The sequence below is a fragment of the Pseudomonas fluorescens genome, assembly GCF_001307275.1.
Classification (GTDB): domain Bacteria; phylum Pseudomonadota; class Gammaproteobacteria; order Pseudomonadales; family Pseudomonadaceae; genus Aquipseudomonas; species Aquipseudomonas fluorescens_AA.
The window spans coordinates 6,016,972-6,030,200 of sequence record NZ_CP012831.1; the positions used below are offsets into that span (position 1 = coordinate 6,016,972).

The window sequence follows — 13,229 nt, forward strand, 5'->3', positions numbered from 1 at the left end:
CGTATGACTCCCAGATTTTTCTCGAGCGTCTCGAAGGTTGGCCAGCGCTACGCCGGATGGACGGTGGCGGTGCTGTTCGGCGCCTCTGTATCGGCGGTAGCGGCGGATGATCCGTCCAGGCCGGCCGGGCCCAATCCCTTCTTCGTCGCGGCTTCGGCCTATTCGAAAATCATGTGTTCGGGCGTCTTCGTCTCGGGGCTGAACGAAAACCAGATCCGCTTGCAAGACCTGGCGACCATGCCCCCCTTTACAGTTGAAATCGACCGCGAGCGCCACACGGTTTCGACCCTGATGCGCTCGGGGAAGCGAGTGAGCCAATACCGTGAAGGGTTAGGTTGTACCCTGGATAACACGCCGTCGCCGCTGCTCGAACGCACGACCTCGCCGAAGTCCTATCCCCAAGTGCTCGAGTCCAGTGCGGCGCATCCGGCGGCATTGCCGGTGGAGGCGCACCCGCAACTCAAGGACATTTTGGAGCGTGCCTTCATGGAGGATGATTCGGCCCTGCTCAAGAGCACGCGCGCCGTACTGGTGATCCATCATGGCAAGGTCATTGGCGAGCAGTATGCCGAGGGCGTGACGGCGGACACGCCGTTGCCTGGCTATTCGATGGTCAAGGGTGTCGCCAACCTCATGACAGGGCTATTGGTACAGCGTGGCTGGTTGACGCCGCAGAGCACCGATCTACGACCGGAGTGGGGGACAGAGCCGAACGATGCACGCAAGGGCATTTCGGTCGATCAGCTGTTGCGAATGACTTCAGGCCTCGACTGGGCGGAGGGGTATCTGGGCGAGATGTCCGATCTGATGGTCATGTTGACCTCCGCGCCCGACCCGGCTTCCTACGCGGCGCTCAAGCCGCTCGCGAAGCCGATGCTTCATGCCGATGCGGGTAAGTCGCTGCCCAATGCGGATGCCTTGGCCGCAGTGCTTGGCACTTCGGGCGCGCCTCGCTCGTTCGCCGAGCCGAAGACGGTACTGCCCGGGCAGGCATGGCGTTATTCGGGCGGCTCGTACGAGCTGCTGTCCGCCACACTTGCCAAGGCCCTGCGCGCACATGACGAAGATCCGCTGGTGTTTCCGTACCGCCAACTTTTCCAGCCGCTGGGGATGACCAGCGCAATCCTGGAGTCGGCGCCCAACGGCAACTACATGCTGTCTTCGTTCATGCTCGCCAGTCCCCGGGACTGGGGGCGGCTCGGCCTTTTCCTGTTGGATGAACATCGCGGCAAGCACCGCTCCGACGTGTCCCTGCCTCCACAGTGGCTCCAGGACAGTTTGCGTCCCACTGTCGCCCAGGATCTGCCTATTGGCACGGAGATCGGTTCCGGCTACTGGCTCAACTCGTTGGGCGATCACGTGCCCAAAGGGACATTTTACCTGGGCGGCTTCCAAGGGCAGTTCCTGGTAGTGGTGCCTGATCGCGATCTGATCGTGGTGCGGCTTGGCACGACGGCGTCCGATGGCAACTGGGTCATGCGCAGGCTGATGGACGACTTGATGCAAACAATCAACTGAGCGCCCTGACGGGGCCTTGGCGGCTACGACAACCTTTCCCTGTTGGAGAACCAATAAAATGAAAAAACTGATCCCTGCTACGTTCTGGCTTCTCACCGCGCTGACCTGCGGACAGGCCTGGGCTCAGGCCGAACCGAGCGGTGGGAGTGCGCCCCAGGCGAGCACCTCCGCCGGGCAGGTCGTATCGATCGTCAGCGTCTACGTCAATCCGACGAAGCAGCAGGAATTCCAGAATTTCTACAAGCAGCAATATGCAGCCCAATCCAAGCATCTCGACGGTCTGATGGAGTCCTATTTACTGTTGCCTGCCACTGGCGACACGTCGGCTCCCGTAAAGCACGTCACGGTCTGGCGTGATCGTGCTGCGTACGATGCCTTCCTGCAAAAGGTGACGAGCGGTGAACATCCGGTCGGCGCGAAGACGAACTATGGCTACGGCGAGGGCATGTACGTTCGTCGTCCGATTTATGAGCTGTATTTGGTGGAGCAGCACAAGGTGAATGCTCCCGTCGTAACCGATGCAGCGAAGAACTGACAGCCCATGACCCTTTCCCGAGAACTCGAGAATCAGGCTTTGCCCATTATCGATGCGGAGCCCGGCGGGCCACTGTCGACTGTCGAGCGGATTCGACGCATTGTCGAAACGGTGCTCGGGGTCGTGGTGCCTGATGTGGGTAGCAACATCATTGGTCTGGGTGCCAACTCGATGGAGTTGGTACGTATCATCAACCTGATCGAAGATGAAATGGGGTTGCGCCTGAAGTTCGAGGACGTGAGCTTCGAACCTTCGATCGCTGAGTTGGCAAAAAGTGTCGAGGCAACACGCGAATGCGAGGCGCACGAACCCGCACAGTACGCTGCCTCCCAGGCGGTGACTGAGACTGCGCACCTGGATTTACCTGCCGTCACGGGTATCCGCCACGACGCTGGCTGGCCCGTGGTGATGCTGGCTGAAGGTCTGTCGCCAGTCGAAATCGTGGGCGCCAGCGTACGCGCATTTGGCCACGAACCGCTGGCGCTGGCAGGCATTGCGCAATTGCTCGATGCCCTGAAGCTGCCGGAGCGAGGTGCGTCCGCACATGCAGGGTATGCCTCGGCAGGCGCACTCTATCCAGTGCAAACCTACCTCTACGCAAAGGCTGGGAGGGTAGACGGTCTGCCGTGCGGGCTCTATTACTACCATCCGCTTCGCAGAGAGCTTTGGCTGCTGTCACCGGACCTGGTGTTCGACGAGTCGCTCTATGAGCCTCTTTTCAACGCACCGTTTTACCGTGACGCGGCTTTTGCCATTTACCTGGTGTCGCGTCCGGCAGCCATCAAACCTTCCTATGGCGACCGTGCACGCGACTACTGCCTGCTGGAGGCCGGCGCCATGGCACAGTTGCTGCGCATGCGTGCGCCATCCTGTGGCATCGGCCTGTGCGCGATTGGCGATTTCGCGTTCGAGCCGGTTCGCAACTGGTTTGAACTCGACGATGACCAGGCCTGCCTGCATTCGCTGGTGGGAGGTTCCATCTCATGAGCCCGGCGCGGGTGGGGCATCCGCTCTCGATGAACCAGCAATCGCTGTGGCGACATCAGCGGCTGTTTCCCGATGCCCAGACGTATGGAATGCTGGGGATCGCGCGTACACGAACGCTGCCCGACCTCGAGGCCTTGCGGCGCGCTTATCGACGCCTGCTCGAGCGCCATGAGATTCTTCGTTGCCAGATCGTCGAAGACGCGACGGGTAACGCACTAGCCCATCCGCTCGCATTGCAGGATTTGAGCGACGCCGAGCTATTACCGTTCGAGGATGCTTGCAATTGGTCGCATGCTCGACTGTCGGCCTTTATCGATGAGCGCTTCAGCTGTGCCCACCAGATTACCGCAGCGACGCTCTTTCACTGTGTCCTGCTGATCGCCAGTCGCGAGGCGGTTGATGCACTGGCGGCCGGCAGCGTCGGGTACGCGCCGGCCTCCACCCATGGCAACGCCGGGCAGACCGTCGGCCTGCTGGTCTTTACCGGGCACCATCTGGTCATCGACTTTCTGTCGTTCCCGCTGCTGCTGCGCGAGTTGCACTCGCTCCATGCCGAGGAGGAGGGGGCACCGCTTGAGGCTCAGGATGCGTTCCTGGCCGATGCCAACGCCTGGTCGCTGGCAACGTCGCAACAGATGTTCATGACGAAAAAAGAGACGGGTATCGCTGCCTTCGTCGAGCGCATGGCTTCGCCACCGCAGCCGCTGTCATTTGGGGGGGACACCCTGCGCGCGTCCATGCCTGACACCGGGTCCCGGGAGCGTCGTTTCGTTCTGCCCGCGTCCGTCCGCGAGACGCTGCTGCGTTGCGCACGTGATCATGGGGTCACACCTTATGTGGTCATGCTGTCGCTGTTTCAGGTATGGCTGCATGTGAATTGCGCTGCAGCGGACATCAGCGTTGCGACGCCCATGCATGGACGGGAACGTCGCTTGTTCGGCCACACTGTCGGCTATTTTGCCAACGTGCTCCCGGTGCGCCAACGACTGGTCGCCGAGGACAGCTTTGCCGACCTGCTGCGGCGCAATCAGGCAGAGGTGCGCGAGGCTGTGCGGCTGGCCGCGGTGCCGTTCCAGGTGCTGCGTGAACGGGCCCGGGTGCACGAGCTGCGTCCGGGACTGACCGCGCTCACCCAGGTCGCGTTCGTTTGGAACGTGATGCCTGCACCCGCCCACGACGCTTGGTTGCAGCTCTTGTTGGTCGAGCAGCGAGGCTCGCCGTACGAGCTTGCGTTGACGGTGTATGCCCAGGACGAAACCTGGACCTGTGGCCTGAAGCATGACCCAACCTGCGTGCCTGCGCATTTCGTCGACCGTTGCATTGAACAGTTGCCCACCTTTGCGGCGCGGCTCGCCGAGCTGCCGGCGGTGCCGCTTGGCACCCTGGGCTTCGTGCAGCCGCCTGCCTGGTGTTGTCCGGCGGGCATCGTGCCGCAACCCGCAGAAGATCTGGTCGAGCAAGCCTTGCTTCTACATGGGAGAGAGAGGGCGAGGGTGACAGCCGTACGGTATGCCGACCAGGCGCTCACGTATGCCGAACTTGAGGACACCACTCGGCGCATGGCGATCGAGCTGCTGCGCCTCATGCCAGGCGAGGGTCCCATAGGCATCCTCATGGAGCGGGGAATCGACACCGTACTGGCGATGGTGTCGGCTTTGCGAGCGGGTATTACCTTCGCACCGCTGCATCCCGACCAGGCACAATCCTGGTTGGTGGAGGCTTGTCAGGGCGCCGGCTTGCGCGGCGTGGTGTTTTCATCCTCCCAGGCCGAGGTGGCTGCCGGGCTACCGGTACCGGGTCTCCTCTATGCGCGTTGGTGCGAGAGGGCGCAGGGTGCACCACTTGGCCGGTTGTCTGTGGTCCATCCATTCGAGACCGCCTACCTGATCCACACATCCGGTTCTTCCGGCGCGCCCAAGGGCGTAGCCGTCTCGCGTGCGAGCCTGCATCACCTGATTGCGGCCAGCCGATTCATGTTTGCGGGCGAGGAGCAGCACTGGACCCTGGCGCACCACGCGAGTTTCGATTTCGCCATTTGGGAGGTGTTCGGTCCGCTGGTCCATGGTCACACGCTCACGGTACTTGATGAGCAGTGCATCGCGTCACCCAACGCATTGCACGAAACGATCATACGTAACGGCATTACGCACCTGGGGCTGACGCCAGCCGCTTGTCGCCTGTTGGCACCTTGGCTGGAGCGTCACGGCCTTGGACGCCTGCGCACGGTTTGTATCGGCGGCAGCGCGGTCGATCCGGCGCTGGCCAGTGCCTTTGCGGTACTGGGGTTGGAAACCTGGAGTTTCTATGGCCCAACTGAAGTGACGGTGTGGGCCACCTGTGCGCGTATTGGCGACGGCCGGCCGGGAGCGCGCATTGGCCAGCCCTTCGCGGGGCTGCGAGCCTATGTCCTTGACGACACGCTGCAATGGGTTCCGGAGCATTGTGTTGGCGAGCTGTACCTGGGTGGCCCGCAATTGGCAGGTTACTTGAAGCCGGGGCTCACGGCAGCGAGCTTTTTGCCTGATCCCTGGTTCGCCGGGGAGCGCATGTACCGCACGGGCGACCGGGTGCGCTACACGCACGCCCATGGACTTGAGTTCATCGGGCGCGCGGACCGGCAAGTGAAGCTCAACGGTTACCGGGTCGAGCTAGACGCCATCGCGCACGCACTGTCGGGGTGCGAGGGGATCGAGCAACTGGCCTGCTTGCATCTGTCGGGACAAGGCCTCTGTGCCGCCTACACGACGGTCGATGGACAACCATTGCCGGGACTGCGGCTTGCGGCTTACGCCCGTGAGGTGTTGCCGAAATACATGTTGCCGGTTCGCTTCGTTCACCGCGTCGCGTTTCCCCTCACGCGCAATCGCAAGCCTGACATGGATGCACTGAGTGCGGAACTGTCATCAGGCCTCGCGTCACGAGATCCGTCCCGGGGCTTGGATGAAGCTCGATGGATGAATGAAATCCTGATTGTGTTGTGCGCCGAGCTGAATGTGCCGCAGGTGCAGGCCGACAAGAATTTCCATGAACTGGGCGCCACTTCGATCATTCTGGCACGGCTGCATGCCCGTCTCTCGGCGCTCGCCGCCACCGGGCCCGAACTGGTGGATCTTTACACCTTTCCAACTGCACGAAGCCTCGCCCGTTGGCTGGCGGAAGGGGAGAACACCCCGGCAGTGGGACCTAAGCATGCGCCAGCCAAGTGGCAGGGGCGGCGTCCGCGTACGTTGCGCCACGGCCAGAATCTGCCAGGGAAGCCTTGATCTATGTGCGGATTCGTCGTTGCCTGCCATCACCAAGCACCTGTGCCCACTGTCACGCTGGACGCCGCCCTCGACACGCTGCGCCACCGTGGCCCTGATGGTCGCGCTTCGTGGTTGTCGGCGGACGGCCTGTGCGGCATCGGTTTTCATCGTCTTGCGATGGTCGGCGCCCGCGAACAGACGCAGCCCTTCCACACGGATGACGTGCATGTCGTCGTCAATGGCGAGATCTACCAATACGCGGCGCAGCGCCAAAAACTGGAAGCTGCCGGCGCGTGCTTCGCCACCGACTCTGATTGCGAGGTTGTGGCGCACGGTTACCTGCAGCTGGGTATTGATTATGTTCGTGAGCTGAACGGGGAGTTCGCCGGCGTGATCTGGGACGCGCGGCGGCGCAAGCTGTTTGCCATCCGGGATCGCTGGGGCGTAAAGCCATTGTTCTATCGACTTTCGGACCAAGGCATTCACCTCGCTTCGGAGATAAAGGCGCTGATCGCGCTTGGCGCGCAGCCCCGCTGGGACCACGCGGCGCTGTTCCAGCATTTCTTCGCCTCGATCGGGCCAGCCCAGACGCTGTTCGAGGGCATTCACCAAGTGCCGCCGGGTCATGTGCTTGAATGGAGCACGCAAGGCTATGGGGTCACACCGCTGCTGAGCGCGGTGGACGAGGCGCACGACGCGGCGCGGCAGCACCTCGCGTCTGCGCCGCGCGAATGGATGCCACGGCTGGTCGATGGCTTGCGCCATGCTGTGCAGGATCGCTTCCAGGGGGATGGCCCCGTGGCTTGCTACCTCAGTGGGGGCGTCGACTCGGCTACGGTGGCCGCACTGGCTGCACGTCATGGAAGAGAAGGGCTGAGTGCCTTCACCGTCGACTTCGGCGCCGGCACCGACGATGCAACGCAGGCCGCCGGTATTGCGGCCAGCCTGGGGCTGCGGCACGAAGTCGTCCCGGTCAGCGAGGCGCAACTGGTCGACCACTTCGCGGATGCGGTGCGCCATGCCGAGACCATCGGTTTCAACACCATTGGCGCTGCACGCTGGATCCTGGGGCGGGTGTTGGCCAGTAGCGGCTATAAGGCAGTACTGGCGGGTGATGGCGCCGATGAGTTGTTCGCAGGATACAGCTTCTCAAGCGTCGAGCGGCTTTGTGCGCGCTCGCACAACCACGCTCGCCTGATGACCCAGGTGCTGGAGGGGGGGCGTCAGGGGTTGGCGGCCGAGCTGGGCCAGCCGCTGCCTCTTTTTGACATGGACCCCGATCGTTTTGGCGGCCAGGTGCCCTATCTGCTTGCCAGTTGGAACTACCAGCGCAGTGGGTTGCGCCCTCTTTTGCGCACGCAGTTCCTTGAAGCGTTTCGCCACTTCAATCCCTACGAGGTGCTCATGCAGCAAACGGGCGCGTCCGCAGCGTCTGGTCTGCGCCGATCGCTGCACCTGTGGCAGAAGTCGATGTTCGCGAACCACATCCTAGTGTCCGAGCGTTTCGATATGGCGCACGGTATCGAAACGCGCTACCCGTTTCTCGATAACCGGGTCACCGCTGTCGCGGCCATGCTGCCTGATGAGTGGCTTGTCGAGGGGGCTGAGAACAAGCGTTTTCTGCGTGAGGCCGTCGCGGCGTTGACGCCCGAGGCGGCGCGTTGCGCAGCCAAGCGACCTTTCGAGGCCCCAGCGGTCTTCGCGCAGCCTGGCGACGGTCCGTTCCGACGCTACCTGCGGGAGGTGCTGCACGACAGTTCTGTGAAGCATTCGGGGATCTTCGATGTACAAGAGCTTCTGCGGCTCGAGGCGCGACTGCCGTCGCTGTCGGGGAAAATGGCGCAACGCGTGGACAGCCTGCTGACGATGGCGCTGAGTTTTTTCGTATTGCAGCAATGCTTCGCGGTGACTGAGTGAACACCGCGATGGCGATTTTCGACGTCCGTTTTCTCATCCTCAGGGTGGGGGAACCTTCAAACAAACAGGCGCATCAGCGCGACACGATGGGGATCAGATCTTGAGCACGCTAGACACATTGCTTCTGTCCGCCGAGCAACTCGAGCGCTACCGTACGCTGCTGGCCGATAAGGGGCTGGCGACCAAACAGCCGCTGCGCATCCCCGCGCGTGCGCCTCAGGCTCGCACTCCGCTGTGCAGCTATCAGGAGCCGCTCTGGTTCATCGATCGCTATGCCGGCGGCGACACCGCGCACAATGTGGTTTACCCAATGGGCCTGCCCGAAGGCGAGATCGATGAGGCGGTGCTGCTGTTGGCCGTTGCCCGGATGATCGAACGCCATGAGATCTTGCGCACGACATTCCGGCAGGATGCCGACGCCGTGGTGCATGTGGTGCACGACTGCTGGCCGCCCGTGCTGGAGCGTGTCGACCTGCGACCGCTGCCCGAGGCGCTAAGGGAAACGAGCGGATGGAAGCTGGTCGATAAGGAGGCCGCTCACCAGTTCGATCTCGAACATGGGCCGCTGATCCGCTTCACGTTATTGACGATGGCACCTGGTAAGCACGTGCTGCTGGTGTCTCTCCACCACATCATTTGCGACACCTGGTCGGTGGCCATCATCGACCGTGAGGTACGGATTCACTACGACGATATTCTGCATGGCCGACCCTGCTCGATTCCGCCGGTGGCGGTGCAGTTTCCCGACTATGCGATCTGGCAGCGCAGCCAGTGCGACAGCGACAGGTATGCGCGCGAGCTGTCTTACTGGGTAGGCCGGCTCGAAGACGCACCGCAATTGCAACTGCCCACTGATTTCCCCGTTCCCCAGCAGCGCAGTCACCGGGCGAACAACAGCCTGGTGCTGGTGCCTGCGCCACTGCTGGAAAAGGTAAAAACCTTCGCCCAGCGCGAGGGCGTGACCCTCTACATGGTGTTGCTGGCCGCCTACAAGATCATGCTCTCGCGCCACACCGGCCAGACTGACATCATGGTGGGTACGCCGCATGCCAATCGCGAGCGCGATGAGCTACGTGACGTCATCGGTTTCACCATCAATTCGCTGGTGCTTCGCACTGAGTTGGGCGATAACACGCCGTTTCGCGAGGCGGTGCAACGGGTAAAGACTTCGGCACTCGAAGCCTACGAGCATCAGGACGTGCCATTCCAGGCGGTGGTGGAGGCTCTGGGTACACGGGGTAAAGGCCAGCAGTTGAGCCGCTATTCGTTGTTCCGGGCCTTCTTCTCCGTTCAGAACATCCAGTGGGCGGACATCCAACTGCCCCAAATCAACACCGGTACGCTGCATCAAAAGCCACGCTTCACGGTTCCGCACCCGACGACCAAGTACGACATTTACATGTACCTGCGTGAACGCGACGGTAAGGTGCTGGGCGGGCTGGAGTATGACGTGGAGCTGTTCTCGCAGGCTCGCGTCGAACGCATGATTCGGGATTTCCTGCGGGTGCTGGAGCAGGGGGTTGATGATTCGCACGTGGGTATCCACGAGCTGCCTCTGCTGACCGCCGAGGAGCTTGCCGAGCGGCAGGCGGCCCAGCGTGGCAAGGCGTGCGCGGGAGGGCCGCCCACCGATATCTATAGTTGCTTCGAGGAAGCCGTGCGGCGCTTTGCCGATCAGCCGGCGCTGGTGGACGAAGGCACGACACTGAGTTATCGCGAGCTGGCCTCGGCATGCGCCGCCTTCGCAGCACTGCCGCAACGCGCTGACCGCGAGCCACAGCGCCGTCTGGGGATTCTTGCAGATCGATCCTCAGGGATGGTCGTTTCACTGCTGGCTGCCCTGCGCGCCGGGGATCTGAGCATGCTGCTGGATGCCGCGGCACCGGTCGCACGCATCGAGGAGACGGTACAGGCCCATGGCATCGAGATGTTGTTGTGCGACGCCGAGGTCGATATCGCGGGGACTGTGCCGCAGCACTTGATTTCGCGACAGGCGCAGGCCGGCTGCGGTGCGAAGACGCTGCGACGCCACATTCCTGCCCAAACCCCCGCATTCGTCTTCATGACCTCGGGATCGACAGGCGTTCCTAACGCAGTGGTGCTTTCCCATGCAGGCGTGCTCAACGGCCAACTAGCGCAAACCTGTCCTCATCCGATCGGGCCGGGTGATCGGCTGCTCTTGAATGCGCCGACGAGCTCGGCCCGGTTGGTGGGCGAACTGTTGTGGCCACTGCTCAACGGTGCGGCCGTCGTGCTGTGCCGACCAGGCGGGCATCAAGATCCGATTTACTTGGGCGAAATGCTGCAACAGCACCGGATTACGCATTTCAGCGTGGTGCCGCAAGTGCTGTCTGTGTTGCTCGACGAACGTTTGTTGGACCGCTGTCCGGAGCTCAAGCTTGTGTATTGCGTCGGGCAGAATCTGGACGGACAGCTCACGTCGCGTTTTGCGCAAGCCTCACGTGCGACCTTGTATAACAGCTATGCGCAGACAGAGGCCTGTCCGGTGAGTTTCCATGCCTGCGATGGCAGCGAGGGCGAGGGCCTGGTGCCTGTCGGGCGCCTCGCACCCAACACCGTGCTGCACGTGCTCGACGCCTACCAGCAGCCGGTGCCCACCGGCGTGACCGGGGAGATCGCCATAGGTGGTGCGAGTCTGGCACAGGGTTACCTCGGCAACCCGCGGCTCACGGCTGAGAAATTCATGCCCGATCCCTTCGGCGAGCCCGGTGCGCGACTTTACCGCAGCGGCGACCTGGGTACCTGGAACGAGAGGGACGAGCTTGTGCTTCTGGGGCGCAGCGACCATCGGGTGAAGATCCGCGGCTACCGGATCGACTTGGCAGAGATCGAGTATGCGCTGACCGCCATCGAAGGGGTCGAGGAGGCCGCGGTGGTCGTCTCGGCCAGCCCACATGGCGAGCCCATTCTCTTGGCCTATGTGAAGGCGCAGCCACTTTCCGTGGAGAAAGTCGGTCGGTTGGCGCAGCTGTTGAGGGCGCGCTTTCCCGTCAAGCGCAAGACGGTGCAGGCGCCGCTGTCCGAGCAGTTGCGCACAGTCCTCCAGGCGAAGCTGCCGTTTTACATGGTGCCGGCGCGCATCGTTCAGCTCGACGAGCTACCGCGTGGCCGTACCGGCAAGATCGATCGCGTCGCGCTGGCCGAGCGCGAGAGCCCGCAGGAAGCGGCCGGGACCAAGCCCGACGGAACGCCCAGGACCGATCTGGAACGCCAACTGATCGTCATCTGGCGGGATGTCTTGGATCTGCCAGCCGGCCAGGCCATCGGCATTTACGACAGCTTCTTCGAGTTGGGCGGTCACTCTCTCAGCGCGGTCAAGATCGTCAAGCGGATCCAGTCCGAGCTGGACGTGAAGCTGGAGGTCCGGTACGTGTTCGAGGCTGTCACGATTGCAGGGCTGAGTGAGCTGATTGCGTGGACATGCGATACGTCGAGCTTCGAGGACATTGAACTCTAAATGGCTTGCACCAATACATCGAGGACATTGGCCCCTTACATCCGTCTGTTCGAAGCCACGGCGCGCACGCATGCCGCGCTGCCGGCCGCGGAGGATCGCGACGGTTGCGCCAGTTATGCCCAACTCGACGGCATGGCGAACCGCTTCGCCGCTGAACTGCGGCGCTCAGGCGTCGAGCGGGGCGCTTTCGTGGCCATCGCCTGCGAGCGCGGCGTGCTCACGCTTGCGGCGATCCTGGCGTTGTTCAAGTTGGGTGCCGCCTACGTGCCGCTCGACCCCCTGCTACCGCTGGCGCGCAGGCAACGCATGCTGGCGTCGAGCGGATGCGCACGGGTGCTGGTGGAAGCCGATGGGGGCGATCTGCGAGCAGACTGCCCCGTTGTCGATCTGAAACAGTGGGCGGCGCTGGGGCCGTTGTGGGATGAAAGTTTCACTGGCGGTGGTGCCGAAGACCCGGCCTATGTGATTTTCACTTCGGGCTCAAGTGGCGAGCCCAAGGGCGCTGTGCTCTCGCAAGCCAATTTACTGAACCATCTGTGGGCCAAGGTCGAGGACCTTGGCCTGAACCACGATGACCGGATAGCGCAGACGGCGCCGTTCGGCTTCGATCTGTCGGTTTGGCAGTTTTTGGCCGCGGGCCTGGTGGGCGCCTGCGTGACGGTGATGGACCGCGAGACAGTCGCCTATCCACCCTCGCTGCTCGAAGCGATGGTCAACCGCAGCGTAACGGTATTTCAAGCGGTTCCCAGTTACTTGTCCGTGTTCGTCGATGCCGTTTCGCGCCGTCCGGGTGGAATGGGCGAGGGGCTTCGGGTCGCGGTCACCGCTGGCGAAACGCTGCCGGTGGCACTGGTGCGCCGCTGGTTTGATTGTTGTGAAGTCCCGTTGATGAACGCCTATGGCCCCACGGAGTGTGGTGTCGACGTGACCCACCATCTGATGCGTCGCGCCCCGCTGGGCGATAGTGTTCCGATCGGCAAAGCGATACCGGGCGCGGTACTCCATATCGTCGATGCCGATCTTGAATGTGTCCCTGAGGGGGAGAGCGGCGAACTGCTGATCGGGGGTGTCGCTACCGGAATGGGCTATATCAACGCGCCAGCAGCGACCGCGGCTGCCTTCGTGGAGCTTCCGGCCTTGGGCGGTCGCTTCTATCGCAGTGGCGACCGCGTCCGTTGCCGCGCCGGTGTCCATGAATACCTGGGTCGGCTAGACCTGCAGATCAAGCTGCGCGGGCACAGGATCGAGCCCGAGGAGATTGAAGTCGCGCTGCTGCGCGAAGCGGGTGTGCGGGCCGCCGCGGTTGTTTTGCACCAGGAGGGCGCTCGCGCCGAACTGGTTGCCCTCGTGCAGCCTGAAGAACAAGGCATGAACGTGGAGCTCGCCGGGTATCTGAGGCAGCGCTTGTCGGCGACGCTACCGAGTTACATGGTCCCCAACTTTATCGAATTCGTGTACGAGATGCCGCGTAATGCGCGTGGCAAGACTGATCGCCGCGGGGTCGAGCAGTTGCTGGGCATGTTGAAACCTTTCGAAGTCTAGGAGCCAC

At 62.7% G+C, this 13,229-nt stretch carries 7 protein-coding genes; all 7 read left to right on the top strand.

Going from position 1 to position 13,229, the window contains the following annotated elements; translation table 11 throughout:
* Nucleotides 1-3 precede the first annotated feature (3 nt).
* The 7 genes from AO356_RS26515 to AO356_RS26545 all read left to right on the top strand — a co-directional run bounded on the left by AO356_RS26515 (nucleotide 4) and on the right by AO356_RS26545 (nucleotide 13,222).
* Nucleotides 4-1,518 (top strand): serine hydrolase domain-containing protein, encoded by a 1,515-nt coding sequence (locus AO356_RS26515; protein WP_060742315.1) that lies wholly within the window; start codon nucleotides 4-6, stop codon nucleotides 1,516-1,518.
* A gap of 58 nt (nucleotides 1,519-1,576) precedes the next feature.
* Nucleotides 1,577-2,053 carry a hypothetical protein gene (locus AO356_RS26520; RefSeq protein ID WP_060742316.1) on the top strand — a complete coding sequence of 159 codons (477 nt, stop codon included), beginning with the start codon at nucleotides 1,577-1,579 and terminating at the stop codon, nucleotides 2,051-2,053.
* 6 nt (nucleotides 2,054-2,059) lie between these two features.
* A complete protein-coding gene (locus tag AO356_RS26525) occupies nucleotides 2,060-3,040 on the top strand; it encodes a SagB family peptide dehydrogenase (RefSeq protein ID WP_060742317.1) in 981 nt (326 codons plus the stop codon).
* Nucleotides 3,037-6,303: an amino acid adenylation domain-containing protein gene (locus AO356_RS26530; RefSeq protein ID WP_060742318.1), complete on the top strand. Its 3,267-nt coding sequence runs from the start codon at nucleotides 3,037-3,039 to the stop codon at nucleotides 6,301-6,303. The genes AO356_RS26525 and AO356_RS26530 overlap by 4 nt, the downstream gene beginning before the upstream one ends.
* A gap of 3 nt (nucleotides 6,304-6,306) precedes the next feature.
* Nucleotides 6,307-8,202, top strand: coding sequence for an asparagine synthase (glutamine-hydrolyzing) (gene asnB / locus AO356_RS26535; RefSeq protein WP_060742319.1), 1,896 nt, complete (start codon nucleotides 6,307-6,309; stop codon nucleotides 8,200-8,202).
* A gap of 100 nt (nucleotides 8,203-8,302) precedes the next feature.
* Nucleotides 8,303-11,680 (top strand): non-ribosomal peptide synthetase, encoded by a 3,378-nt coding sequence (locus AO356_RS26540; RefSeq protein WP_060742320.1) that lies wholly within the window; start codon nucleotides 8,303-8,305, stop codon nucleotides 11,678-11,680.
* Nucleotides 11,681-13,222 (top strand): amino acid adenylation domain-containing protein, encoded by a 1,542-nt coding sequence (locus AO356_RS26545; RefSeq protein ID WP_060742321.1) that lies wholly within the window; start codon nucleotides 11,681-11,683, stop codon nucleotides 13,220-13,222.
* Nucleotides 13,223-13,229: the final 7 nt, after the last annotated feature.

Coding starts and splice junctions, on each gene's coding strand:
- AO356_RS26515 (WP_060742315.1), top strand. CDS start 4: ATGACTCCCAGATTTTTCTCGAGCGTCTCGAAGGTTGGCCAGCGCTAC.
- AO356_RS26520 (WP_060742316.1), top strand. CDS start 1,577: ATGAAAAAACTGATCCCTGCTACGTTCTGGCTTCTCACCGCGCTGACC.
- AO356_RS26525 (WP_060742317.1), top strand. CDS start 2,060: ATGACCCTTTCCCGAGAACTCGAGAATCAGGCTTTGCCCATTATCGAT.
- AO356_RS26530 (WP_060742318.1), top strand. CDS start 3,037: ATGAGCCCGGCGCGGGTGGGGCATCCGCTCTCGATGAACCAGCAATCG.
- asnB (WP_060742319.1), top strand. CDS start 6,307: ATGTGCGGATTCGTCGTTGCCTGCCATCACCAAGCACCTGTGCCCACT.
- AO356_RS26545 (WP_060742321.1), top strand. CDS start 11,681: ATGGCTTGCACCAATACATCGAGGACATTGGCCCCTTACATCCGTCTG.